The organism is Bordetella genomosp. 13 (genome assembly GCF_002119665.1).
Classification (GTDB): domain Bacteria; phylum Pseudomonadota; class Gammaproteobacteria; order Burkholderiales; family Burkholderiaceae_B; genus Bordetella.
In genome coordinates this window covers 4,814,984-4,840,506 of record NZ_CP021111.1, presented here as the reverse complement: position 1 = coordinate 4,840,506, position 25,523 = coordinate 4,814,984, and the positions used below count along the sequence as shown (strand labels likewise).

Here is a 25,523-nt window from a genome sequence, read left to right as displayed (position 1 = left end):
GCTCCTTAGTCGGCCTGGGCGGCATGTTGATGAGAGATCGGCGCGGCGTGCGGATGTGCGCTGTGCAGCGGGCGCTTGCCCAGCTTGCGCAGCAGCACATAGAACACCGGCGTCAGGAACAGGCCGAACAGCGTCACGCCCAGCATGCCGAAGAACACGGCGATACCCATGGCCTGCCGCATCTCGGCGCCCGCCCCGGTGGACAGCACCAGCGGCACCACGCCCATGATGAACGCGATGGACGTCATCAGGATGGGACGCAGGCGCAGGCGGCTGGCCTCGATCGCGGCCTGCACCGGCGTGCTGCCTCCCATCTCGAGCTCTCGGGCGAACTCCACGATGAGAATGGCGTTCTTCGCGGACAGCCCCACCAGCACCATCAAGCCGATCTGCGTGAAGATGTTGTTGTCGCCGTTCGTCAGCCACACGCCCGTCAGCGCCGCCAGGATGCTCATCGGCACGATCAGGATCACCGCCAGCGGCAGGGTCAGGCTCTCGTACAGCGCGGCCAGCACCAGGAACACCAGCAGCACGCTGATCGGAAACACCCACAGGCCCGCGTTGCCAGCCAGCATCTGCTGGTAGGCCAGGTCGGTCCACTCGATCTGGAACCCGCGCGGCAGCACCTCGGCGGCGATGCGCGCGGCGGCCTCCTGCGCCTGGTTGGTCGAGAAGCCTGGCGCCGGACCGCCGTTGATGTCGGCGGCGGTGTAGCCGTTGTAGCGCACCACCATCTCGGGCCCGAAGCTCTGGTTGACCGTGACGAGCGACGACAGCGGCACCATGTCGCCCGACGCGTTGCGGGTCTTCAGCTGCAGGATGTCATCGGGATGGGCGCGGAACTGGGCATCGGCCTGCGCACGCACCTGGAACACGCGACCGAAGCGGTTGAAGTCGTTCACGTACACCGAGCCCAGGTACACCTGCATGGTGTCGAACACTTCGGTCACGGGCACGCCCAGCTGGCGCGCCTTCACGCGGTCCAGGTCCACGTCGAGCTGCGGCACGGCGATCTGGTAGTTCGAGAACGTGGGGCCGAGCTCGGGCGTCTGCGCCGCCTTGGCCACGAAGGCCTGGGTGGCGCGGTCCAGCGCTTCATAGCCCTGAGCGCCGCGGTCCTCGATCTGCAGCTTGAAGCCGCCCAGCGTGCCCAGGCCCAGGATGGGCGGGGGCGGGAACACGGCGACCATCGAGTCCTTGATCGAGCCGAACTGCTGGTTCAGCGCGCCCGCGATCGCGTTGCCCGACAGTTCCGGGCTGGTGCGTTCGCTGAAGTCGTCCAGCGTGACGAACACGATGCCCGCGCTGGAACTGTTGGTGAAGCCGTTGATCGACAGGCCGGGGAAGGCGATGGCGCTCTTGACGCCAGGCTGCTTCAGGGCGATGTCGCTCATGCGGCGGATCACGTCTTCGGTGCGGTCGAGCGAGGCGCCGTTGGGCAGCTGCGCGAAGCCGATCAGGTACTGCTTGTCTTGTGCCGGAATGAAGCCGCCCGGGACGACCTTGCCGATCAGCGCGGTCAGGCCCAGCAGCACCGCGAACACCAGCATCGAGCTGCCCTTGCGGCGGATCACGCCGCGCACGCCGGTGGCGTAGCCGTCGGACGCGCGATTGAACGTGCGGTTGAACCAGTTGAAGAAGCCGCCGAACAGGCGATTCATCACGCGGGTCAACGCGTCGGGCTTGTCGTGGTGGCCCTTCAGCAGCATGGCCGACAGGGCGGGCGACAGCGTCAGCGAGTTGAAGGCCGAGATCACCGTCGAGATGGCGATGGTCATGGCGAACTGCTTGTAGAACTGCCCGGTGAGGCCCGTCATGAAGGCCAGCGGCACGAACACCGCGCACAGCGTCAGCGCGATGGCGATGATGGGCCCGCTGACTTCCTGCATGGCCTTGTACGTGGCGTCGCGCGGCGACAATCCTTCGCCGATGTTGCGCTCCACGTTCTCGACCACCACGATGGCGTCGTCCACCACGATGCCGATGGCCAGCACCATGCCGAACAGCGACAGCGCGTTGATGGAATAGCCGAACATCAGCAGCAGCCCGAAGGTGCCGATGATGGACACCGGCACGGCCAGCAGCGGAATGATGGATGCCCGCCACGTCTGCAGGAATACGATCACCACCAGCACTACCAGCGCGATGGCTTCCAGCAGCGTGTGCACCACGGCCTCGATACTGGAGCGCACGAACTGCGTGGGGTCGTACTCGATGCGGTATTCCACCGAAGGCGGGAAGTCCTTGGACATCTCGGCCATGGCGGCTCGCACCTGGCTGGAGACGTCCAGCGCGTTCGAGCCCGGCGACTGCATGATGCCCATGCCCACCGCCGGCTTGTTGTCCAGCAGCGAGCGCAGCGCGTATTCCTGCGAGTCGAGCTCGACCCGCGCCACGTCGCGCAGGTACGTGACGGCGCCGTCGGGCGAGGTCTTCAGAATGATGTCGCTGAACTCTTCCGCGCTTTGCAGGCGGCCGCGCGCATTGACGGAGAACTGCATGGGCACGTCGTTGGGCGAGGCGCCGATGGTGCCCGCCGCGACCTGCACGTTCTGCTCGCGGATGGCGTTGACCACTTCCATGGCCGTCATGCCGCGCTGCGCGACGCGTTGCGGATCGAGCCAGACGCGCATGGAGTAGTCGCCCGCGCCCCACACCGTGACTTCGCCCACGCCCGAGATGCGCGACAGGCGGTCCTTCACGTTGATGACCGCGTAGTTGCGCAGATAGGTGGCGTCATAGCGGTCGTCGGGCGAAATCAGGTGCACCACCAGCGTCAGCGTGGGGGAGCTCTTGACCGTGGTGACGCCCAGGCGCTGCACGTCGGGCGGCAGGCGTGGCAGGGCCTGCGACACGCGGTTCTGCACCAGCTGCTGCGCCTTGTCGGGATCCACTCCCAGCTTGAAGTACACCGTCAGCGTCAGGTTGCCGTCGCTGTTGGCCTGCGACTGCATGTACATCATGTCTTCCACGCCGTTGATCTGCTGTTCCAGCGGCGAGGCGACGGTTTCGGCGATGACCTTGGGGTTGGCGCCCGGATATTGCGCCCGCACGACGACGGACGGAGGCACGACTTCCGGGTATTCGGAAATGGGCAGCTGGAACATGGCCAGCAGGCCGCCCAGCAGCACCAATACCGACAGCACCCCAGCGAAGATGGGCCGGTCGATGAAGAATTTGGAGATATTCATTGGAGATCTTCCGAGATCGGTCGGTGCCTTATTTCAGGCTGGCCGCGGCCGTCTTGACGGCCTCCGGCGCGGTGTCCATGGACACCAGGTTGGGCGCGACCAGGTCGCCGGGGCGCACGCGCTGCAGGCCATTGACGACGATGCGTTCGCCGGGCTTCAGGCCGTCCTGTACCACGCGCAGCGGTCCGACGTTGGAGCCCAGCTTCACTTCGCGGTAGTTGGCGCGGTTGTCGTCGCCGACCACCAGCACGAAACGCTTGCTCTGGTCGGTGCCGATGGCGCGTTCGTCGATCAGCACGGCGTCGTACGGAGCGCTGCCGCCCAGGCGGACGCGGGCGTACAGGCCGGGCAGCAGGGTGCCGTCGCGGTTGTCGAACACGGCGCGCACGCGGATGGTGCCGGAGGTGGGATCGAGCCGGTTGTCGACCGACTGCACCACGCCCTCGCGGGAATAGCCTTCCTCGTTGGCCAGGCCCAGTTGCACCGGCACCGAGGCGCCGTTGGCGCGGCTGGGATTCACGTAGCGCAGGAAGGTCTGTTCGTCGACGTCGAACGATGCGTACAGGCGCGCCACCGACACCAGGTTTGTGAGCGGCACCGACGAGGCGCCGGCCGACACCACGTTGCCCACGGTGACTTCGGCGCGCGAGACGCGGCCGTCCACGGGGGCGACGATGCGGGTGTAGCCCAGGTTGATGCGGGCGGTGTCCAGGGCGGCCTGGGCGGCCTGCAGGTTGGCGGCGGCCTCGCGGGCGGCGTTCTCCTTCTCTTCGAAGTCGCGCCGGGCGATGGCGTTCTCGCTGATGAGCCGCTTGCCGCGGGCGAGGTCGGAGGCCGTGTACGCCACACGCGCCCGGGCCGCGGCGAGCTGGGCGGTGGCTCGGTCGACCTCGGCCGCATACGGGCGCGGATCGATGGTGAACAGCACGTCACCCTTCTTGACCAGGGCGCCGTCCTTGAAGTGGACCTGGGTCAGGGTGCCCGAGACCAGCGGACGGATGTCGACCCGGTCGATGGCCTCGAGGCGACCCGAATAGCGCTGCCAGTCGACGATGGACCGCGTGAAGGCGGGCGCCACGTCGACAGGCGCGCCCTGGGGCGGCGCGGATTGGGCCTGGGCGGTACCGGTTCCCTTGGAGGGGCCGTATACAGCGTAGCCGCCGCCGGCGGCGGCCAGCGCCGCCACCAGGGCGAGCGCGGCAATGCGGGGACGAGAAACCGTCATGGTGTTTCCTTGGTCTTGGTTCTTGGGGAGATGCCTTGCTTCCGGAGACTGGCGCGCTGGGTGGGGTTGGCGCCTCTGCTGCGGTGCAGCAGCCGTGCAGGCTTCTTCTGGACGGTGAGATTCTGTGTGTTTTGTCGACTCGGATAAACAGTGTTTTCGTGGCAACACTAGTCGAACCATCCGAACAATCTGGCGAGCTTCCGGGTTATGCTGGCGTCAATTCATCCCCCGGGAACCCCCATGGATCGCTTCCAAGCCATGCAGGTCTTCGTGCGCGTCGTCGAAGCCAACAGCTTCACGCGCGCGGCCGATGGGCTGGCGCTGCCGCGCACCACGGTCACCACCATCATCCAGAACCTCGAACGCCACCTGGGCGTGCGCCTGCTCAACCGCACCACGCGCCGCATCAGCCTCACCCCGGACGGCGCCGCCTATTACAAGCACAGCACCCGCATCCTGGCCGAGGTCGAAGAAACCGAGGCCTGCCTGCAGGATTCGGCCTCGCGTCCGCAGGGGCGCCTGCGCATCGACGTGCCGCCCGCCATCGGCAACCAGATCCTGTTGCCGGCGCTGTGCGAGTTCCACAGCAAATACCCTGACGTCGAGCTGGTCATCGGCCTGTCCGACCGCCGGGTCGACTTGGTGCAGGAGGCGGTGGACTGCGTCATCCGCGGCGGCCCGCTCGAGGATTCCAGCCTCGTGGCGCGCCGCATCGGCATTCTGCAGTCGGTCACCTGCGCGTCGCCCGACTACCTCGAGCGCCACGGCATGCCGCACGCGCTGGAAGACCTGCAGCGCCATCAGGCAGTGCATTATTTCTGGGCGTCGGGGCGCAACTGCAACTGGGACTTCGTGATCGACGGCAAGGAACAGCAGGTCGACGTGCCCGGCAGCGTGTCGGTGAATGACTGGATGGCCCACCTCACCTGCGGCCTGAAGGGCTTCGGCATGATCCAGACCGCGCGCTTCATGGCGCTGCCCCACATGCTCAAGGGCGACCTGGTCGAGGTGCTGCCGCAATGGCGCCCTTCGCCCACGCCGATTTCACTGCTGTACCTGCAAAGCCGCCAGCTGTCGCCCAAGGTGCGCGCCTTTTCCGACTGGGTGGCGGGATTGTTCGCCGCGTGTCCGCTGCTCAGCGGCGGCGACGAGAACGACGTGGGCGCGCTGACCTGCGACCGCCGTCTCGAAAGCCCGCAGCTGACCCCCGAGGCCGTGCAGGCCGCGCGCCGCAACGCGCCGGTCGACGCGCCCGAGTTCGTCATGTAGTTGCCCGAGCCGGCCCGCCCGGCGGGCCGGGGCGCAGCACGCCCGCCGCGGGCGCGCTGCGCTGCATGGCGGCATCATGGTGGGGACGGTTGCCAAAACTCGGTATATTGCTGGGTCCAGGGCCGAATCTCCCAGAAAGTCGTCTATGCAGACTGTTCTTCCCGCCTCGCTGATTGCCCGCTGGCTGCTGCTGCTGGTGGTGCTGGCCGGCTTGTATTTCCTCAGCGGTTTCCTGGTGCCCGTGCTGGCCGCCCTCATCATCGGGCTGGCGACCTGGCCCGTGTATACCCGCCTGGTGCGTCATTGCCGCGGCAACACCGCCGTGTCGGCCACGCTGGCGCTGCTGGTGGTGCTGGTGGTGCTGGTGGCGCCGATATCGCTGGCCCTCAGCTATGCCGTGAAAGAGGCCAGCCATCTGTTCGCCTGGGCCCTGGACGTCAACCGCCACGGCATGCCTGCACCCAACTGGATCCTGTCGCTGCCCATCGTCGGCGAACGGCTGGCCGTCTATTGGCAAACCTATCTGGGCGAGCCGCATGCGCTGGGCGAGCTGGTGCAGCTGATCAGCGGCGAGCATCTGGGCAACATCTACCGCATGGCGCTGTCGGCCACCGGCAACGTCTTCCAGCTGCTGCTCACGCTGCTGTTCATGCTGATCACGCTCTTCTTCGTCTACAAGGACGGCGCGCGCATGCTGGGCCAGCTGGACATCCTGGGCGAGCGCATCCTGCCGGCCCGCTGGCAGCGCTTCTCGCGCGTGGTGCCGGCCACGGTCAGCTCCACGGTCACCGGCATGTGCCTGATCGCGCTGGGCGAAGGCGTGGTGCTGGGCGTGGCGTACTGGATCGCCGGTGTGCCGTCGCCGGTGCTGCTGGGCGTGGTCACCGGCTTCATGGCGCTGGTGCCGGGCGGCGCGCCGCTGTGCTTCACGCTGGTGTCGCTGTACCTGGTCGGCTCGAACGAGGTCGTGGCCGGCATCGCGCTGTTCGTCTGGGGCACGGTGGAGCTGTTCATCGTGGACAAGACCCTGCGGCCCCGCCTGGTGGGCGGCCCGGTCAAGCTGCCGTTTCTGCCCACCTTCTTCGGACTGGTGGGCGGCGTGAAGACCATGGGCATCGTGGGCCTGTTCGTCGGTCCGGTGCTGATGGCGCTGCTGGTGGCCATCTGGCGCGAATGGGTGCGCAACGTCACGCAGGAGCGCGACGAAGAACGCCTGCGGGCCGGCACGGGCAACCCCGCCGACTGAGCTGGCGTCACAGGAGTATGCTTGCAAGGGGACGCGGGATGCGTCCCTGCCAAGCACAAGGAAACGCCAAGATGTCCGGGCAAACGGTTGCCGAACAGGTTGCCACCCTGCGCGAGCAGGGTTTCGTGGTGGCGCGCGGATTTGCCGCGGCCGATGAGGTACAGGCGCTGCGCGAGCTGTCGCAGCGCCAGCTGGATGAGGCGCAGGCGCCGCTGGAATACGAGGCCGACCTGCAGTATCCGGGCGCGCCGCCCTCGCGCCAGGCCGAGGGCGGGCACACCGTGCGGCGCCTGCTGGATGCCTACGGCCGCGATCCGCTGTACCGCGCCTGGGCCACGTCGCCCCGCATTGCGGGCTGGCTGCGCGAGTGCTTCGGGCAGCAGCCCGTGCTGTCCACCGCGCACCACAACTGCGTCATGACCAAGCATCCCCGCTACGGCAGCCTGACCGGGTGGCACCAGGACATCCGCTACTGGTCGTTCAGTGCCCAGAACCTGGTGTCCGTGTGGTTGGCGCTGGGACGGGAGCATGCCGACAACGGCGGGCTGTTCTTTCTGCCGGGCTCGCATGCCGCGGCGTTTGAGCCGTCGCAGTTCGACGCGGCCAGGTTCTTCCTGCCTGACCCGGCCGAGAACCAGGCGTGGATCGAACGGGCCGTCTGTCCCGAGCTGCAGCCCGGCGACGTGGTGTTCTTCCATTGCCGCACGCTGCATGCGGCGCGCGGCAATGCCAGCGGCCAGGTCAAGCTGTCGGTGGTGCACACCTATTATCCGAGCGATACGCATCCCACGCCGGGAACGCGGTCGGCCTCGCGTGCGGATGTGCCGCTGACATAGATTGCATGATGGGTTCTGGGCTAGAACGCCATTTCGAGCGAAATGCCTGAATAGTCGGCCCTGGGCGCCAATTGTCGCCCTGGTCCTTGCTCGAAATGGATAAGGCCGTATTGCTCCATCGTTCGCAGCGTGCGTGAGAGGTTCGACTTGGCGCGGCCTGTCTTGAGTGCAAGCTCGTGGATGGACTGCGGCTCAGTTTCCGCGATCAGTGCAAGCAGAGCCCGGTTCCTCTCCGATAGGACCTGGGACAGGCTCTCAATCGACTGAAACCAGACCTTCGGCTCGTCAGGTTGAGGTGTGTACTCGCCCCGAGCAATGGCAAGCGTCCTGGCCTTGTATTGCTCCAGCGATGCGATACCGACTTTCAGCATCTTCATATCAGAGATTCCTCTCTCGCATTATCGATTCCACTTCTTGCCAGAAGTCACTCAGCAGGGTGGCGGCGTCGGCATAACGATAAAAGCGAAGCCGCTCGCCTTTGTGCGTGTGGTCGTATTCGACCCGCGTATGTGCGCCGGGGCCTGTGCCTTCCTTGATGGGATGGGCGTTGTCGAACCCAAGAATGCGCCCGCCGTCCTCATCGTGGAGTGTCAACGAATACTTGAGGCCGTGCGGACGCTGAACCGATATCGCCACCGGCTTCACATCGAACCTGACCCATAGCTTGCCTGCCTGGTCCACGGCGAACGTTTCCCCGTCGAGAAGAAGCATGGCGTCCAGGCTTGGGTCTCTTTGTGTCGCATGATGTTATCACTAGATAATAACTAACTCAAGATCTGCGCTGCAACGCGGCTTGTCCATAAGCATGAGCGGAGTGGCGCGAGACTGGTTGGCAGCGCCTGTTTATCAGACGCCACATCCATCGTGAGCTCCCATGCACCATCAGCACTCACGATGACCATTCGTGATGCGCCCGAGCGCCAAACCGGTGCTGCCTGCGGCGGACGGAACGGACGCGCTGCGCTCGCTCACCCGCCGCGCCGTCGCCGCTTTCATCGCCGCCACACCGCTGTCCCGCCCTGATCGAAGCCTCGCGGCGCGCAGGCCGCTTTCAGTTGGCATGGACTTTGCTTGAACAGGCTCAGCGTCAAGCAAACCGTATCCACGTATCAACTGATCCAGGCCATGCTGAACCTGTCTGTGCCGTCGCTGCAAGGCGCGACCGCGGAAGCGGACGCGTACCTGCACATCCATACCGCCATCCGGCTGGGGGAGTATCCCGCCGGCATGCGCCTGAAGCCCGAGACGATTGCCGCGCAGATCGGCACCAGCCGCATGCCGGTGCGCGAAGCCCTGCGCCGTCTCGAGACCGAGGGGCTGGTGACGATCCGGCCTAACCGCGGCGTCGTCGTGTCCGGCCTGGACATCGACGCCATGCGCGAGGTCTTCGAGATGCGCGCGGTGCTGGAAGGCCTGGCGGTGCGCCTGGCCATGCCGAGCCTGACGCCGGCCATCCTGCGCGATCTCGAGGCGCAGCTGTCGCGACTGGACGACCTGGCGGAGAGCCTGCCCGATTGGACAGGCAGCCATCGCGCTTTCCATGAACATCTTTGCGGCCTCAGCCGCCAGCCGCGACTGCTGCGCCAGATCGCCAGCCTCAATTCACTGATCGAGCCCTACATGCGGGCCTGGATCAAGGAATCCGGCCGCCCCGGCGCCCGGGAGCATCACCTGAACCTCATCGATGCCCTGAAAAGTGGCGATCCCGCGCATGGCGAGGCCGTCATGCGGCAGCACGTGCTGGCCACCGTCGATGACCTCGCGCCTCTATCCCCTTTCTCCAAGCAAGGAGTTCCTGCATGACCACGCCGGATTACAAGTCGCAATTGGCTGCCGCCCTGGCCGCGAAGTTCCAACGCCGCGATTTCCTCAAGACCGTGGGTGCGGGCGTGGGCCTGGCCGCCGCGTCATCGCTGGGCATGGGCAGCGCCATGGCCCAGTCTACGCCGCGCAAGGGCGGCACCATCACGCTGGGCTGGCTCGACGCGATCGATACGCTGGATCCGCACTTCACCATGTCGGGCGGCTCCATCAAGGTGCTGAACAACGTGTTCAACGGCATCCTGAAGGTGGCGTACGACGGCAAGAACGTCAGCTTCGCGCCGGACCTGGCGCAGAGCTGGGACATGGTCGACGAGAAGACCCACGTCTTCAAGCTGCGCCCGAACGTGAAGTTCCACAACGGCGACCCGTGCAATGCAGAGGCGGTCAAATGGAGCCTGGCGCGCGTGGCCGACCCGGCGGTGAAGTCGCCGCATGCGTGGAAGTTCGCCGACCTGGACGGCATCGATGTGGTGGACGAACTGACGCTGCGCCTGCGCTTCAAGCGGCCTTTCGCCTTCCTGCCCGTGGCGCTGACCGGCAGCACCGGCCGCGCGGGAACCATCGTCAGCAAGCGCGCGGTGGAGCAGCATGGCCAGGCCTTCGGCCGCAATCCGGTGGGCACCGGGCCCTTCAAGTTCGTCAGCTGGAAAGAGAACGACTCCATCGAGCTGGTGCGCAATCCCGATTATTTCGAGGCCGGACAGCCTTATCTCGACAAGGTGGTGATCCGCCTGCTGAAGGAGCCCAGCGCGGGCGTGGCCGCGCTGCTGTCGGGCCAGGTCGACGGCCTGTCGGTGTGCCCGTTCCAGTTCATTCCGCAGCTGCGCCAGCGCTCGGACCTGCAGGTGTATGGCCAGGTCGAGGGCAACTATTCGTTCCTCGGCATGAACAACAAGCGCGCGCCGTTCGATGAACTGGTGCTGCGCCAGGCGGTGTCGTTCGCCATCGACCGCAACGTGATCGTGCAGCAAAGCTACTTCGGCGAGGCCATTGCCGCGTACACGTGCATCTCGCCTCCGATGACCGAGTTCTACGACCCCAACATCGCCAAGAGCGGCCGCGGCCAGTTCTTCGACCTGGAAAAGGCCAAGGCGCTGCGCGCCAAGTCGCGCCACCAGGGCGAGCTCAATCCCGTGTACATCGTCACCGACGGCTTCACCGGGTCGGGCGGCATGGGCACGCGCAACGCCCAGTTGATCGCGCCCATGCTGGCGCAGATCGGCATCAAGCCGAAGATCGAGCTGGTCGACCGCGCCGTGTGGGCGCAGCGCCGCAATGCCGGCGACTTCGATCTTTACGACGAAGCATGGATCGCCGACCTGGATCCCGACGAAACCATCACGCCGGAATGGTCCACCGGCAAGCCTTGGAACTTCGTGGGCTACAGCAACCCGGCCTTCGACAAGGCGGCCGCCGCGGCCGGCCAGACCATGGACGTCGCGCAGCGCCGCAAGCTGTACATCGAGGCCGAGGACGTGCTGATGGCCGACGCGCCGCTGGCGGTGCTGGCGCACATGAAGGTCTTCAAGATTCTGTCGAAGAAGGTCAGCGGCTTCGAGTACATCCCTGCCGACCTGCTGAATCTCCATACCGTCTGGCGGGCCTGACATGGCCGTCGCATCGCCCCTGTCGCGCGCGGGCTGGCTGGGCCAGACCGCGGGCGCCTTGGCGCAGACGGCGCTGGTGCTCCTGGTGGTCTCGGTCATCAGCTTCGCGTTCCTGAAGGCCACGCCCGGCGATCCGGTGACGGTGATGCTGGGCTCGGACTTCTCGAAAGAGTCCTACGACAAGCTGTATCGCGACCTGGGCCTGGACCAGCCGCTGCCCGTGCAGTACGGCCGCTGGCTGGCCGACTTCGTGCAGGGCGACTGGGGCCTGTCGTACGTCAGCCGCCAGGACATCTTCGAGCAGGCGATCTTCCAGGCGCTGCCCGTCACGCTGACGCTGGCGGGGCTGTCTCTGCTGATCGCGCTGGCGGCCGGCATTCCGCTGGGCGTCGCGGCGGCCCTGCGGCGCAACAGCTGGATCGACCTGGCGACCAGCGGCGTCGCGGTGGGCGGCAATGCGTTTCCCAGCTTCTACCTGGGCGTGGTGCTGATATGGCTGTTCAGCGTGTCGCTGGGCTGGTTTCCGTCCATGGGCTATGTCTCGCCCTGGGAAGACCCGGTCACGGGCCTGTGGCACCTGGCGCTGCCCGCCGTCACCCTGGGCGCCTGGTACATGGGACTCATCGCCTCGGTCACGCGGACCAGCCTGTTGGAAGTGCTGGACCAACCCTACATGATGGCGGCCCGGGCGCGCGGCGAACCCGCATGGCGCGTCGTGTGGGTGCACGGCATGCGCAACGTGCTGATGCCGCTGGTGACGGTGATCGGCCTGCAGCTGGGCGGCATGCTGCGCGGTGCGGTGATGACCGAAGTCGTCTTCACGCTGCCCGGCCTGGGCATGATGATCACCACCGCGGTACAGACGCGCGAATACGGTGTCGTGCAGGCCGGCATCATGATCACCGCGCTGCTATTCATCGGGGTCAACTTCATGGTCGACCGTACTTATGCACTGCTGGATCCGAGGTTGCGCAAACATGGCCGCTGATCCCTCCGTCGTGGGCGCGCCGGCCGCGCCGTCGAGTCTGCTGCGCGGCTGGCGCCTGCTGCGGCGGCAGCGCAAGGCGATGGCGGGCGGCGCCATCGTGCTGCTGTTCGTGCTGATGGCCGTGTGTGCGCCGCTCATCGCGCCGTATCCGCCCACCGAGCAGGACATCATGGCGATGATGCAGGGACCGTCCGCGCGGCACTGGCTGGGCACTGACTCGTTCGGGCAAGACATCTACTCGCGCCTGCTGTATGGCGCGCGCTCGGCGTTGTGGGTGGGCGTCGCCTCGGTGGCGCTCGGCCTGCTGGTCGGGGTGCCGCTGGGCATCTACGCCGGCCTGCGCGGCGGGCGCACCGAGTGGACCTTGATGCGGGTCGTCGACGGCCTGCTGGCCTTTCCGGAGCTGATCATGGCGATGGCCTTCATGGCCGTCTTCGGGCTGGGCATGGCCAATGTCATCTATGCGCTGGCATTGTCCTTCGTCGGCCCCTTCGCGCGCATGGTGCGCGCCGACGTGCTGCAGATCAAGTCGCGCCCCTATGTCGAGGCGGCGCGGCTGATGGGCGTGCCGGAACGCGACGTGATCCTGCGCCACATTCTGCCCAACATCGCCTCTCCCATTCTCATCCAGGCGGGCATGCGCATTTCCATCGCCATTCTGCTGGGATCGGGACTGTCGTTCCTGGGCCTGGGCGTGGCGCCTCCCGCGCCCGACTGGGGCCTGATGATCGCCGAGGGCAGGGGTTTCGTGATGATGGCGCCGTGGATGTCCGGCGCGCCGGGGCTGGCGCTGGCAATCCTGCTGGTCGGCCTGAACCTGCTGGCCGAAGGCCTGCGCGATGCGCTGGATCCGCGCACACGGGAGCGTTGAGATGAGCCCGGACATGATGCACGTGGACCGCTTCACGCTGCGCCGCAAGGGCATGGCCGTGCTCGACGACGTCAGCATACGGCTGCCCGAGGGCGCGACGCTGGCGCTGATCGGCGAATCGGGCGCGGGCAAGTCGACGCTGGCCTTCGCGGCGATGGGTCTGCTGCGTCCGCCCGAGGTCGAACTGGAAGGCCGCCTGGAAGTGGGCGGCGACGATGTCGCGCATGCGCCGGAGCGCATGCTGCGCGGGCTGCGAGGCACGCGCATGGGCCTCGTCTTCCAGGATGCCTCGGCCGCCTTGAACCCCTGCTACACCGTGCTGGCGCACCTGTCTGAGCCGCTGCGCCGCCATCGCGGACTGTCGCGCGACGCCTGTCGCGCGCGCGCCATCGAGCTGCTGGACAGCGTGGGCATCGCCGACCCGCAGGCTCGCCTGGCGGCCTATCCGCACGAACTGTCGGGCGGCATGCAGCAGCGCGTGATGATCGCCATTGCGCTGGCCTGCGAGCCTCGCCTGCTGATCGCCGACGAACCCACCAGCGCGCTGGACGTGACCATCCAGGCGCAGATCATGTCGCTGATCCTGGAGCGGGTGCGCGCGCTGGGAGCCTCGGCCGTCTTCGTGCTGCACGACCTTGCGCTGGCCACGCAGGTGGCCGATCGCGTGGCCGTGATGTACGGCGGGCAGATCGTCGAGCAGGGCCCGTGCGGCGAGGTGCTGGGCAACCCGCGCCATCCCTACACGCGCGGCCTGCGCGCCAGCGCGATCGAGTTCAACGCCGAGCGGCTGCAGCCCATACCGGGCGTGGTGCCGGCCTTGTCCGGCATGCCGCCAGGGTGCCGTTTCGCGCCGCGCTGCGCGCACGCCACCGCACGCTGCGGCGAGCGCCCGCCGCAACGGCAGCAGGGCGAGGTCACGCTGGCCTGCTGGCACGCCTGAACCCGCACGTCGCCACAGGAATCCGACATGAATGCCAACCTGGACGTCCCGGCCCTGATGGCCGCATCCCGCGGCGGCGCGCAGCCGCTGTTCTCGCTGCTGGACGTGGAGAAGCGTTTCTCCATCGATGGCGGCCGGCGCAGCCTGCGCGCGCTCGATGGTATCCGCCTGACCCTGCATCCTGGCCAGTCGCTGGCGCTGGTGGGCGAAAGCGGGTCGGGCAAGTCGACGCTGGTGCGCGTCATGCTGGGGCTGGAGGCTCCTACCAACGGGCGCGTGTTGACCGAAGGCGCCGAGCTCGACCGCCTGGACGCCGAGGCCCGGCGCCGCTTCGCGCGCGACGTGGCCTACATCTACCAGGACGCGCGCGGCTCGCTCAATCCGCGCATGACCGTGGCGGCCCTGCTGGCCGAACCGATACGGCTGCACAAGCTGCGCGCGCCGCAGCAGGTGACGGCACGCGTGGAAGAGCTGCTGCGCCAGGTGGGCCTGCCGGCGGGCACGGCGCAACGCTATCCTTCGGAACTGTCGGGCGGCCAGGTCCGGCGCGTGGCCGTGGCGCGGGCGCTGGCCTGCGAGCCGCGCGTCATCGTGGCCGACGAGTCGGTGGCCGGGCTGGACGTGTCCGTGCAGGCGCAGCTGCTGAACCTCTTGCGCGACCTGCAGCGAGAGCAGGGCATCGCGCTGGTGTTCGTCACGCACGACCTAGGCGTGGCGGGCTATCTGTGCGAACACGTGGCCGTGATGTATCTGGGACGCATCATGGAAATGGGGCCGACGCGCGAGGTGCTGCGGGCCCCGCGACATCCCTACACCCGCGCCTTGATGAACGCGTTTCCCAGATTCGATGCGCCGCTTTCGGTCAGCCTGCAGGGAGAGATCCCCAGCCCGGCCAGCCTGCCTTCGGGGTGTCGGTTCCGCACGCGCTGCACCCGCGCGGATGCGCAGTGCGTCGAGGTCGATCCGCCGCAGCGGCTGGAAGGCGACCGGCATCTGGCCTGCCTGCATCCCTATCCGGCCTCGTAGCCAGAGCTGCCTGCATCCCCGCCGGACGATGCGCGGCCGGGCCGACTTGCACCGCTTGCCAACGCGCGGCCCGGCCGCGTGCCGCCGGCCGCGCGCTTCAGCGCTTCAGCCCGTGGTTGCCGCTGCCGCGGCCCAGAACGCCTCGGCCGTCGCCGTATCCGGCGCCGCGCGCCGATACAGCCTGATCTCCAGCGGGATGTGCAGTTCCTCCGGCCCCGCGTTCACCAGCCGCCCGGCGGCGAGTTCGTCGCCGATGAGACTCTCCGGCAGCCACGCGATGCCGCGTCCGTCCAGCGCCATGCTCTTGAGCACCGTGGCCAGGTGCGCCGTGAACACCGGGCTGCCGCCGGCCCGCTCCAGCGTATCGCCGCACACGCCGCGCAACAGCCTGCCCAATCCGGATTCGGCGCTGTAGGCCAGCACGGGCAGGGGCGCGCCACGCCGGGCCGCGGCCAGGTTCCAGCGCGGCCTGCCCGCGCGGCTGGGCGCGCACACCGGCATCAGGACATCGGCGCCCACCTGGACCGAGGGGTAGTCCTGCGGCGACAGGCGCCCCGGCACATCCGCGTGGAAATGGCACAGCAGGAACTGCACGCGGCCGTTCTGCATCCATCCTTCGCACTGCTGCAGCACGTCGGAAGTCAGCTGGATCGGGCCGACGGAAGTGCGCGATTCCAGGCTGCGCAGCCATTGCGGCACGAAGGTGAGCGACAGCGCGTGCGTCGCGGCGAAACGCAGCGTGGCCGAGTTGGCGGCGTCCACCGCGCGGGCCTCGTCCGGCACGCGCTCGACGCGCGCCAGGATCTCGCGCGCCACGTTCAGGAACCACGCGCCGGTCTCGGTCAGCGTGGCCGGATGCGTGCCCCGGTCCATCAGCACTACCCCCAGCCATTCCTCCAGCGCGCGGATGCGCCGGCTGAATGCCGGCTGCGTCATGTGGCGCGCCTCGGCGGCGCGCGAGAAGCTGCCGGTGGCCGCCAGGGCCAGGAAGTCCTCCAGCCAGGAGAGATTCATGGTCTATGCACGCAAAGCATGAAAGTAGAGAAAAGCGGCATTGGCCGTCGGCCCGCCGATGGGCCACTATACACACCAGTGCATCAGCCGGCGCGCATGCGCAATGCCCGGCGCTTCCATCAGCGCACGCCGCTTTCTCAACCGGACCCGCCCGCCATGAAAATCGTCGACATCGTCGAATCCACCCGCCCCATCAAGTCCAACATCCGCAACGCGTACATCGATTTCTCCAAGATGACGCTCAGCCTCGTCGCCGTGGTGACTGACGTGGTGCGCGATGGCAAGCCGGTGATCGGCTACGGCTTCAACTCCAACGGCCGCTACGGCCAGGGCGCGTTGATCCGCGAACGCTTCCGTCCGCGCGTGCTCGAGGCCGCGGCCGACAGCCTGCTGGACAGCGAGCGCGACAACCTGGATCCGCACAAGATCTGGAACACCATGATGACCAACGAGAAGCCCGGCGGCCACGGCGAGCGCTCGGTGGCCGTGGGCACCATCGACATGGCCGTGTGGGATGCCGTGGCCAAGATCGAGAACAAGCCGCTGTACCAGCTGCTGGCCGAGCGCTACGGCAACGGCACGCCGAACCGCGACGTGTTCGTCTATGCCGCCGGCGGCTATTACTGGCCGGGCCAGGGCCTGGAAGGCCTGCAGCGCGAGATGCAGAGCTACCTGGACCGCGGCTATTCGGTGGTAAAGAAGAAGATCGGCGGCGCCTCGCTGGCCGAAGACTGCAAGCGCATCGAGGCGGTGCTGAAGCTGCTGGGCCCGGGCCAGCGCCTGTGTGTGGATGCCAATGGCCGCTTCGACCTGCAGACCGCCATCGCCTATGCCCGCGAACTGTCGCAGTACGACCTGTTCTGGTACGAAGAAGCCGGCGATCCCCTGGACTACGAGCTGCAGGCCGAGCTGGCCAATCATTACGACAAGCCCATGGCTACGGGCGAGAACCTGTTCTCGATGCAGGACGCGCGCAACCTGATTCGCTACGGCGGCATGCGCCCCGACCGCGACTGGCTGCAGTTCGACTGCGCGCTCAGCTATGGCCTCGTCGAGTACCTGCGCACGCTGGACATGCTGAAGGAATACGGCTGGTCGGCCTCGCGCTGCGTGCCGCACGGCGGCCACCAGATGTCGCTGGCCATCGCGGCCGGCCTGGGCCTGGGCGGCAACGAATCCTATCCCGACCTGTTCCAGCCCTACGGCGGCTTCCCGGACGGCGTGAAAGTCGAGAACAGCATCGTGCGCCTGCCCGAGCTGCCCGGCATCGGTTTCGAAGGCAAGGCCGACCTGTACGCCGAGATGCGCGCGCTGGCTTCGTAGGCTGCCGGGCAGGGCGGGCCGCCCCGGACGGGGGCGGGATTCACCATACAATGACGGGTCGCGCGCGCATGCCGCGCGCCCCGTTTTCGCTTCCGTCCGACATGTCTTCCGGTAGTTCCGCCAATTCCTTCCTGCGCACGCTGTGCAGCCTGCGCTGGGTTGCCATCGCAGGACAGGCGGCGACCGTGCTGGTGGCCAGCGGGCCGCTGGACGTGTCGCTTCCACTCGGCCCGCTGTGGGGCGGCGTGGCCTTCCTGGTGGTCTTCAACCTGTATGCCACCTTGCGGCCGCCGCGCAGCGAAGAACTCTCGCCCGGCGTGGCCTTCCTGCACCTGCTGGTGGACATCGCGGTGCTGGCGTGGATGGTGGGCTGGAGCGGCGGCATCCACAATCCGTTCGGCCTGCTGTTCCTGGTGCTGATCGCGCTGGCCGCGCTGGCGCTGCCGCCAAAATGGGCGTTCGCCGCGGCCCTGGCCAGCGTGGCGGGATACGCGGTGTCGGCCGTGTTCGGCCAGCCGCTGGACAGCCCGCATGACAGCCGTGTGCTGCTGCTATGGGGCATCGCCGCCAACTTCCTCATCTCGGCGGGCGTGGTGTTCTATTTCCTGACGCGGCTCGCCGCCGGGCTGCGCAGCCGCGAGCGCGAGCTGGCCGCGCTGCGCGAACGCTTCACCCGCAACGAGGGCATCGTGGCGCTGGCCACCCATGCCGCGGCCATGGCGCACGACCTCAACACGCCGCTGGCCACCATGACGCTGCTGGCCGACGAGATCGCCGTGCAGGCCGATACCGAAGAGATGCGCAACGACGTGGCCACGCTGAGCCAGCTGCTGGCGCTGTGCCGCGAGCGCATCCGCAACCTGGCCGTGCCCAGCCGGGTCGACCTGGTGCGCGTGGTCAGCCAGTGGAAGCTGGTGCGGCCCACCATCGAACTGAGCCGCACGGGCACGCTGCCCACGTCGCTGCGCGTCGATCCGGCCATCGCGCACCTGATACAGGCGCTGCTGAACAATGCCGCCGACGCCGGCGAGGAAGTGGGCGATCCGCGGGTGGAACTACACTTGGAATATCAAGCGGGTACGCTGCGCGGAGAGGTGCGCGACCACGGCCTGGGCATGGACCCGGAGCGCCCGCTGCTGCCGGCCACGGGCCTGTTCCACAGCGGCAAGCCGCAGGGACTGGGCGTGGGCCTGGCGCTGTCGCATGCCACGGTGGAACAGCTGGGCGGCGAGATGACCCTTACGGCGGCTGAGGGAGGAGGCACCCGCATCCGCTTCGATTTACCCCTGGATGGTCACGCATGAACTCCCCCGGCACCGGCCTGCTGATCGACGACGACGAGCTGTACCTGCGTACTTTGCAGCGCAGCCTGGCGCGTCACGGCCTGGAAACGCGTATCGCGTGCAGCGTGGGCGAGGCCCTGCGCGTGGCCGAAGAGATGCGCCCCGAGTTCGCGCTGGTCGACCTGCGCCTGGGCGAGGACTCGGGCCTTACGTTGATCCGCCCGCTGCGTGCGCTGCGCGAGGACATGCGGATCCTGCTGGTCACCGGCTACGCCAGCGTGGCCACGGCGGTCGAGGCCATCAAGCGCGGCGCCGACGACTATCTGCCCAAGCCGGCCACCGCGCCCATGATCCTGCGCACCCTGGGCCTGGCCGAGCCGCAGAACGTTACGATTGAAAGCGCCATGACGCCGCTGCACCGCCTAGAATGGGAGCACATCCATCAGGCGCTGTCCGAAACCGGCGGCAATGTGTCCGCCGCCGCCCGCCTGCTCGGCATGCATCGGCGCTCGCTGCAGCGCAAGCTGGCCAAGAAGCCCGGCCCCGAACGCGAGCCCTTTCCCCACGATTGATCCCGGTCAAAAAGCGGTGCGACAGATTGTCGCACCCGCGGCGTCGACCTGCTCGGGGTTTCCCTAGGGTTCTGATCCCGATTTGCACCGTTCTGGTGCGGTTGTGTGGCGACAACTGCGACTTTCTGTCGCAGGGCAGGGGTGGACGAGCGAGCTACCATCCCGGTTTTGCTGCAAGGCAGCACCCTTATCGTCCATAGGGCTCGCCAGTGAAACTCCCCCCTTTCGCCTCCATCGCCGCGCGCGTATTAGCCGTCGGCGCCGTCCTGCTGCTGGGCGGCTGTTCCTTGGAAATCCTCGACCCGAAAGGGGACATCGGGATGCAGGAGAAGACGCTTCTGCTGACCGCCACCGGACTGATGCTGCTGGTCGTCGTGCCCGTCATCATCATGACGCTGTGGTTCGCGTGGAAGTACCGCTCCACCAACACCAAGGCCACGTATTCCCCCAACTGGTCGCACTCCACCCCCATCGAGATCGTGGTGTGGACGGTGCCCTGCATCATCGTGGCCATCCTGGCCGTGATGACCTGGAAGAGTTCGCACGCGCTGGATCCCTACCGCCCCATCGAGTCCGACCGCAAGCCGATCAACATCGAAGTGGTGTCGCTGGACTGGAAGTGGCTGTTCATCTATCCCGACTACAACATCGCCACCGTGAACGAGATCGCGTTCCCGGTCGATGCGCCGCTGAACTTCCGCATCACCTCGGGCACGGTGATGAACTCCTTCTTCATTCCGCAGTTGGGCAGCCAGATCTACTCGATGGCCGGCATGACCACCAAGCTGCACCTGATCGCGCGCGAGCCGGGCACCTACGCCGGCATCTCGGCCAACTACAGCGGCGGCGGCTTCTCGGGCATGCGCTTCAAGGCCATCGCCACCTCCGAGCAGGGCTTCGACGAGTGGATCCAGAAGGCCCGCGCCGACGGCAGCGCGCTGACGCAGGAGTCGTACGCGACGCTGTTCAAGCCCAGCCAGCACACGCCGGTCACCTACTACTCGAGCGCGCCGGCCGGCATGTTCGATTTCATCCTGAATAGCACGATGGCAAAGATCGCAGGGGTCGACTCTCCGTTCTGCACACCCACGTCCAAGAACCTGGTCGCCGCCGCGGAGTAATACATATCATGTTCGGCAAACTTTCCCTGGAAGCGATTCCCTTCCACGACCCGATCGTCATGGCCACCCTGGTGGCCGTCACGCTGGGCGGCATCGCCCTGCTCGCCGCCATCACGTACTTCGGCAAATGGAAGTACCTGTGGACGGAGTGGTTCACCACCGTGGACCACAAGAAGATCGGCATCATGTACATCATCGTGGCGCTGATCATGCTGCTGCGCGGCTTCGCCGACGCCATCATGATGCGTTCGCAGCAGGCCGTGGCCGCCGCCGACGCCGCCGGCTTCCTGCCGCCGCACCACTACGACCAGATCTTCACCGCCCACGGCGTCATCATGATCTTCTTCATGGCGATGCCCTTCATCACGGGCCTGATGAACGTCGTCGTGCCGCTGCAGATCGGCGCGCGCGACGTGGCGTATCCGTTCCTGAACTCGCTCAGCTTCTGGCTGTTCGGCGCCGGCGTCGTGCTGATGATGCTGTCGCTGTTCGTGGGCGAGTTCGCCGCCACCGGCTGGCTGGCCTATCCGCCGCTGTCCGGGCTGGACTACAGCCCGAGCGTGGGGATGGACTACTACATCTGGTCTCTGCAGATCTCCGGGCTGGGCACCACGCTGTCAGGCATCAACTTCATCGTGACCATCCTGCGCATGCGCGCGCCGGGCATGTCGCTGATGAAGATGCCCGTGTTCACCTGGACCGCGCTGGTCACCAACATCCTGATCGTCGCCGCCTTCCCGGTGCTGGCCGCCACGCTGGCGCTGCTCACGGCCGACCGCTACCTGGGCACGCACTTCTTCACGAACGACGGCGGCGGCAACGCCATGATGTACGTGAACCTGATCTGGATCTGGGGCCACCCCGAGGTGTACATCCTGATCCTGCCCTGCTTCGGCGCGTTCTCTGAAATCATCGCCACCTACTCGCGCAAGCCGCTGTTCGGCTACAAGTCGATGGTCTACGCCACCGCCGCGATCGGCATCCTGTCGTTCCTGGTCTGGCTGCACCACTTCTTCACGATGGGTTCGGGGGCGAACGTCAACGCGTTCTTCGGGATAGCGACGATGATCATCTCGGTGCCCACCGGCGCCAAGATCTTCAACTGGCTGTTCACCATGTACCGCGGCCGCGTGCAGATGACCACTCCCGTCATCTGGACCATCGGCTTCATGGTCACCTTCGTCATCGGCGGCATGACCGGCGTGATGATGGCCATCCCGGCGGTGTCGTTCGTGCTGCACAACAGCCTGTTCCTGATCGCCCACTTCCACAACGTCATCATCGGCGGCGTGGTGTTCGGTTGTATCGCCGCCATGACGTACTGGTTCCCGAAGGCGTTCGGCTTCAAGCTGAACGAGCGCCTGGGCAAGTACTCGTTCTGGTGCTGGCTGATCGGCTTCTACCTGGCCTTCATGCCGCTGTACATCCTCGGCTTCAAGGGCATGACGCGTCGCCTGAACCACTACGACAACCCCGAGTGGCAGCCGTACCTGATCGTTGCCTGGGTGGGCGCCGTGTTCGTGGCCGCCGGTATCGCCCTGCTGCTGCTGCAAGTGGCCGTCAGCATCCGCGACCGCGCCAAGAACCGCGACCTGACGGGCGACCCCTGGGGCGGCCGTACGCTGGAGTGGTCGACCTCGTCGCCCCCGCCGTTCTACAACTTCGCGCACGTGCCGCAGGTCGAGCACCTGGACCAGTTCTGGGAAGACAAGCAGTCCGGCCGCGCCAACCGCGCTCCGGCGCCCTACAAGGACATCCACATGCCGCGCAACACCGGCACGGGCGTCTACATGGGGGCGTTCGGCCTGGCGATGTGCTTCGGACTCATCTGGCACATCTGGTGGCTGGCCATCGTGGGCTTCGTGGGCATGATCGCGTCGTTCGTGGCGCGCGCCTACAGCCGCGACATCGACTACTACGTGCCTGCGAAGGAAGTCGAGGCCATCGAGAACGCGCACCTGCAACGTAAACAGCAGCAACAGGCTGCCTGAGCCATGAACCACGCAACCACTCTGAACCACGGCGTGGCCCACGGCCACGATCACGACCACGACGAGCATCACGACGACGGATCCAAGACCACCTTCGGGTTCTGGATCTACCTGATGAGCGACTGCCTGATCTTCTCGGTGCTGTTCGCCACCTTCGCCGTGCTGTCCAAGGCCACCGCCGGCGGTCCGTCCGGCGCCGAACTGTTCGACCTGTCGTTCGTGCTGGTCGAAACCATGCTGCTGCTGATCAGCAGCTTCACCTTCGGCGTGGCCATGCTGAAGATGCAGGCCAACAACAAGGCCGGCGTCATCACCTGGCTGCTGATCACGGCGCTGTTCGGCATCGGCTTCGTGGCGATGGAAGTCTATGAATTCCATCACCTGATCTCGCAGGGCAACGGCCCCGGTCGCAGCGCCTACCTGTCGGCATTCTTCACGCTGATCGGCACGCACGGCCTGCACGTCACGTTCGGCCTGATCTGGCTGTTCGTCATGGTCGACATGGTCCGCCGCCAGGGCCTGGACTCGTTCAACCGGCGCCGCCTGCAGTGCCTGAGCCTGTTCTGGCACTTCCTGGACATCATCTGGATCTGCGTCTTCACCTTCATCTATCTGTTCGGAGCCCTCTGATGTCTCATTCCGCATCGGCCGGCCATCACGGCGACTCGCATCACGACGGCGCCCACGGCAGCATGAAGTCGTACATCGTCGGCTTCATCCTTTCCATCGTGCTGACCTTCGGCTCGTTCGGCCTGGTCATGGTCGAAGGCGTGTCGCGTTCGATCGCCATTCCCGGCCTGATCATCCTGTGCATCGCGCAGCTGCTCGTGCAACTGATCTTCTTCCTGCACATGGGCATGGACAAGTCGCAGCGCGACAACACGCTCACCTTCCTGTTCACCGTGAAGATCATCGCGATCATCGTCGTGGGTTCCTTGTGGGTGCTGCACAACATGAACGCGAACATGATGCCCGGCATGTAGGCATCTCGGCGGACCAGGGTTCGCCCTCGGAAGGCTCCGCGTCGATATGGCGCGGAGCCTTTTTGTTTTCGGCGCGAGTCTGTCGAAAGGGGTCATTCCCTTCAGGAATCCGCATGACGAATCTTCATCGCGACCCGGCGGCGACTGTGCAATAGTTGCCGCGAGTCCGGCAGCGACGCATAGCCGGACCGTATAACGATCAGAGAGGAGACTCGTCATGTCCAAGCTTTTGTCCGGCGTGCGCGCCGGCCTTGCCGCCGCGACCCTGGGCTGGGCGGCCGCCGCCTCGGCCGCAGCCCCGGTGTGGCCAGAGCGCCCGGTGCGCGTCATTGTTCCGTATGCGCCCGGCGGCATCGCCGACATCGCGGCTCGCGCGGTGGCGCAGAAGATGTCGGTCAACACCGGCCAACCGTTCGTCGTCGAGAACAAGCCCGGCGCCGATACCCGCATCGGCACCGAGCAGGCCGCGCGCGCCGATGCGGACGGATATACGCTGCTGCTGGCGGGCGGCGGGTTCGCCGTGAACAACGCGTTGTTCGACAAGCTGCCGTACGACACGGCGCGGGACTTCACGCCGGTCGGCCTGGTGGTGTCCAACCCGCTGGTGCTGGTGACCGGCGGAGAGCAGCCGTATCGCACGCTGCAGGACATGCTGGCCGAGGCCGCCCAGCCCGGCAAACAAGTGACGCTGGCTTCGGGCGGCAAGGGTACGCTGAGCCACATGTCGATGGAACTGCTGGCATCGACCAAGAAGCTGCCTATCGTGCACGTGCCGTATCGCGGCGGGTCCGCCCACGTGGCCGACGTCGTCAGCGGGCAGGTATCGGGCATATTCGAGAACCCGAGCTCGGCGATTCCGCTGATCAGGTCGGGGAAGTACCGGGCGTTGGCCGTCACCGGCGCGCAGCGCAGTCCGGCGCTGCCGGAGGTGCCCACCATGATGGAGAGCGGCCTGCCGAATTTCCAGGTGACCAACTGGTTCGGCATGTTCATGCCGGATGGCGTGCCCGAGCCCGTGGCGGCCGAGGTGGCCCGGCAATTGCAGCAGGCGCTGGCCGATGCGGGGCTGCGTGCCCGCTTCGCCCAGGACGGCGTGACGGTCGGCGGCCCGATGCGTGCGGAGTTCGGCAAGTTCGTGGCGGATGAAACCGCGCGCTGGGGCGACATCGTGCGCAGCCGAGGCATCCGTGCCGACTGATCGCCACGCGGCGGGTGGTCTGCCCGCCATCGACGCCGATCTTCTCGACGTGCTGCGCCGCACCGCCGAGATCGAAACCCAAAGCGCATCGTGGAAGCTGCCCGAGGCCGAGCGCCGGCGACTGGTCAGCGAACGCGCGGCGGCGATGCTGCCGCGCGCGTCCGAGCCCGGTGTGGAAAGAACGGACCTGTATGCCGTCTCGGCAGGCCGCGAGATTCCCATCCGCCTGTACCGCCGCGCGGGCGGCGATGCGGCCCGTGCCCCGCTGATGCTGTATGCGCACGGCGGCGGGTGGGTCGTGGGCAGCATCGCCACCCATGACACGCTGTGCGCCGAACTGGCCGCATGCACGGGCCACGCCGTGGCCAGCGTGCATTACCGGCGAGCGCCGGAGCATCCGCATCCGGCGCAGCATGAAGACCTTTGGGAGGCCGGCGATTGGCTGCTGCGTCATGCTCGGGCGCTCGGCCTGGACGGCGACAGCCCCATGGCGGTGGCAGGCGACAGCGCGGGAGCCCACCTCGCGCTCGGCGTCGCATGGCGGGCGCAGCGGCAGACGCCGGGACGCTACGGCAGGCAGCTGCTGTTCTACCCCGCGCTGGATCCCGGGCTGGGGTCCGACAGCGTGCGACTCTACGCCGACGGGCCCGGCCTGACGCGCGCCGCCATGCAGTATTACTGGCGGTCGCTGCTGGGCGAAGACGCGACGGGCGACGCGCACCGCGCCGCGCTGCCCATGCGCTGGCAGGGCAGCGAGCTGGCCTTGCCGCCCACCGTGCTCGTCACCGCGGAGACCGACGTGCTGCGCGACGAGGGCGAAGCCTTCGCCAGCCGCCTGCTGGCTGCCGGCGTGCCGCTCAGGCATTGGCGCGCCGACGGCATGATCCATGGGTTCGCCCGCATGCTCGCCGCCAGCGCCGCGGCGCGCGCGCACGTGCGGCGCGCATGCGAGGCGTTCGTGGAACTGGGCGGCGGCACGCCGGCCCTGCGGTGATGCAGGCCAGGCGTCGCAGCC

General features: G+C 67.1%; 23 protein-coding genes. 18 read left to right on the top strand and 5 right to left on the bottom strand.

Going from position 1 to position 25,523, the window contains the following annotated elements; all coding sequences use genetic code 11:
• Window positions 1–5: 5 nt before the first annotated feature.
• Window positions 6–3,191, bottom strand: coding sequence for an efflux RND transporter permease subunit (locus CAL15_RS21805; RefSeq protein ID WP_086080405.1), 3,186 nt, complete (start codon window positions 3,189–3,191; stop codon window positions 6–8).
• Between the two features lie 28 nt (window positions 3,192–3,219).
• Entirely contained in the window at window positions 3,220–4,416 is a 1,197-nt protein-coding gene (locus tag CAL15_RS21800; protein ID WP_086080404.1) for an efflux RND transporter periplasmic adaptor subunit, read from the bottom strand.
• 240 nt (window positions 4,417–4,656) lie between these two features.
• Between CAL15_RS21800 and CAL15_RS21795 the strand changes: the two genes are divergently transcribed.
• The 3 genes from CAL15_RS21795 to CAL15_RS21785 all read left to right on the top strand — a co-directional run bounded on the left by CAL15_RS21795 (window position 4,657) and on the right by CAL15_RS21785 (window position 7,767).
• The gene (locus CAL15_RS21795) at window positions 4,657–5,685 is read left to right on the top strand and encodes a LysR family transcriptional regulator (RefSeq protein ID WP_086080403.1); all 1,029 of its coding nucleotides are present in this window, start codon (window positions 4,657–4,659) and stop codon (window positions 5,683–5,685) included.
• Between the two features lie 145 nt (window positions 5,686–5,830).
• Complete coding sequence (locus CAL15_RS21790; protein WP_086080402.1) at window positions 5,831–6,931, top strand: AI-2E family transporter; 1,101 nt, start codon at window positions 5,831–5,833, stop codon at window positions 6,929–6,931.
• 71 nt (window positions 6,932–7,002) lie between these two features.
• Complete coding sequence (locus CAL15_RS21785) at window positions 7,003–7,767, top strand: phytanoyl-CoA dioxygenase family protein (RefSeq protein ID WP_086080401.1); 765 nt, start codon at window positions 7,003–7,005, stop codon at window positions 7,765–7,767.
• A 20-nt stretch (window positions 7,768–7,787) separates the two neighbouring features.
• On the opposite strand, the gene CAL15_RS21780 is transcribed toward CAL15_RS21785, so the two are convergent.
• Both CAL15_RS21780 and CAL15_RS21775 read right to left on the bottom strand, forming a co-directional pair.
• Window positions 7,788–8,144 (bottom strand): HVO_A0114 family putative DNA-binding protein, encoded by a 357-nt coding sequence (locus tag CAL15_RS21780; protein ID WP_086080400.1) that lies wholly within the window; start codon window positions 8,142–8,144, stop codon window positions 7,788–7,790.
• A 1-nt stretch (window position 8,145) separates the two neighbouring features.
• Window positions 8,146–8,478 (bottom strand): toxin-antitoxin system TumE family protein, encoded by a 333-nt coding sequence (locus CAL15_RS21775; protein ID WP_086080399.1) that lies wholly within the window; start codon window positions 8,476–8,478, stop codon window positions 8,146–8,148.
• 414 nt (window positions 8,479–8,892) lie between these two features.
• Between CAL15_RS21775 and CAL15_RS21770 the strand changes: the two genes are divergently transcribed.
• The 6 genes from CAL15_RS21770 to CAL15_RS21745 are packed head-to-tail and all read left to right on the top strand — an operon-like array spanning window position 8,893 to window position 15,023.
• On the top strand, window positions 8,893–9,570 hold the full coding sequence (locus tag CAL15_RS21770; protein ID WP_086081241.1) for a GntR family transcriptional regulator: 678 nt from the start codon (window positions 8,893–8,895) through the stop codon (window positions 9,568–9,570).
• On the top strand, window positions 9,567–11,198 hold the full coding sequence (locus tag CAL15_RS21765) for an ABC transporter substrate-binding protein (protein ID WP_086080398.1): 1,632 nt from the start codon (window positions 9,567–9,569) through the stop codon (window positions 11,196–11,198). Before CAL15_RS21770 ends, CAL15_RS21765 begins: the two co-directional genes overlap by 4 nt.
• A 1-nt stretch (window position 11,199) precedes the next feature.
• Entirely contained in the window at window positions 11,200–12,186 is a 987-nt protein-coding gene (locus CAL15_RS21760) for an ABC transporter permease (RefSeq protein ID WP_086080397.1), read from the top strand.
• Window positions 12,176–13,057 (top strand): ABC transporter permease, encoded by an 882-nt coding sequence (locus CAL15_RS21755; RefSeq protein WP_086080396.1) that lies wholly within the window; start codon window positions 12,176–12,178, stop codon window positions 13,055–13,057. Before CAL15_RS21760 ends, CAL15_RS21755 begins: the two co-directional genes overlap by 11 nt.
• A gap of 1 nt (window position 13,058) precedes the next feature.
• On the top strand, window positions 13,059–13,997 hold the full coding sequence (locus CAL15_RS21750; RefSeq protein WP_086080395.1) for an ABC transporter ATP-binding protein: 939 nt from the start codon (window positions 13,059–13,061) through the stop codon (window positions 13,995–13,997).
• 27 nt (window positions 13,998–14,024) lie between these two features.
• Window positions 14,025–15,023, top strand: a complete 999-nt coding sequence (locus tag CAL15_RS21745) for an oligopeptide/dipeptide ABC transporter ATP-binding protein (RefSeq protein ID WP_232468058.1) — start codon at window positions 14,025–14,027, stop codon at window positions 15,021–15,023.
• Between the two features lie 105 nt (window positions 15,024–15,128).
• Here the strand turns inward: CAL15_RS21745 and CAL15_RS21740 are convergent, their stop codons facing one another.
• The gene (locus CAL15_RS21740; protein ID WP_086080394.1) at window positions 15,129–16,037 is read right to left on the bottom strand and encodes a LysR family transcriptional regulator; all 909 of its coding nucleotides are present in this window, start codon (window positions 16,035–16,037) and stop codon (window positions 15,129–15,131) included.
• Window positions 16,038–16,193: 156 nt separating this feature from the next.
• On the opposite strand from CAL15_RS21740, the gene CAL15_RS21735 reads away from it, so the two are divergent.
• From CAL15_RS21735 to CAL15_RS21695, 9 genes are all read left to right on the top strand, one after another.
• Window positions 16,194–17,360 (top strand): mandelate racemase/muconate lactonizing enzyme family protein, encoded by a 1,167-nt coding sequence (locus CAL15_RS21735; RefSeq protein WP_086081239.1) that lies wholly within the window; start codon window positions 16,194–16,196, stop codon window positions 17,358–17,360.
• Window positions 17,361–17,461: 101 nt separating this feature from the next.
• Window positions 17,462–18,664, top strand: coding sequence for an ATP-binding protein (locus CAL15_RS21730; protein WP_086081238.1), 1,203 nt, complete (start codon window positions 17,462–17,464; stop codon window positions 18,662–18,664).
• Window positions 18,661–19,215, top strand: coding sequence for a response regulator transcription factor (locus tag CAL15_RS21725; protein WP_086080393.1), 555 nt, complete (start codon window positions 18,661–18,663; stop codon window positions 19,213–19,215). The genes CAL15_RS21730 and CAL15_RS21725 overlap by 4 nt, the downstream gene beginning before the upstream one ends.
• A 209-nt stretch (window positions 19,216–19,424) precedes the next feature.
• Complete coding sequence (gene cyoA / locus CAL15_RS21720; protein ID WP_086080392.1) at window positions 19,425–20,336, top strand: ubiquinol oxidase subunit II; 912 nt, start codon at window positions 19,425–19,427, stop codon at window positions 20,334–20,336.
• 8 nt (window positions 20,337–20,344) lie between these two features.
• Window positions 20,345–22,327, top strand: a complete 1,983-nt coding sequence (cyoB, locus tag CAL15_RS21715; RefSeq protein ID WP_086080391.1) for a cytochrome o ubiquinol oxidase subunit I — start codon at window positions 20,345–20,347, stop codon at window positions 22,325–22,327.
• Between the two features lie 3 nt (window positions 22,328–22,330).
• Window positions 22,331–22,957: a cytochrome o ubiquinol oxidase subunit III gene (gene cyoC, locus CAL15_RS21710; RefSeq protein ID WP_086080390.1), complete on the top strand. Its 627-nt coding sequence runs from the start codon at window positions 22,331–22,333 to the stop codon at window positions 22,955–22,957.
• A complete protein-coding gene (cyoD, locus tag CAL15_RS21705; protein ID WP_086080389.1) occupies window positions 22,957–23,310 on the top strand; it encodes a cytochrome o ubiquinol oxidase subunit IV in 354 nt (117 codons plus the stop codon). Before cyoC ends, cyoD begins: the two co-directional genes overlap by 1 nt.
• 217 nt (window positions 23,311–23,527) lie before the next feature.
• The gene (locus CAL15_RS21700; RefSeq protein ID WP_086080388.1) at window positions 23,528–24,508 is read left to right on the top strand and encodes a tripartite tricarboxylate transporter substrate binding protein; all 981 of its coding nucleotides are present in this window, start codon (window positions 23,528–23,530) and stop codon (window positions 24,506–24,508) included.
• A complete protein-coding gene (locus CAL15_RS21695) occupies window positions 24,498–25,502 on the top strand; it encodes an alpha/beta hydrolase (RefSeq protein ID WP_157666708.1) in 1,005 nt (334 codons plus the stop codon). The genes CAL15_RS21700 and CAL15_RS21695 overlap by 11 nt, the downstream gene beginning before the upstream one ends.
• Window positions 25,503–25,523: the final 21 nt, after the last annotated feature.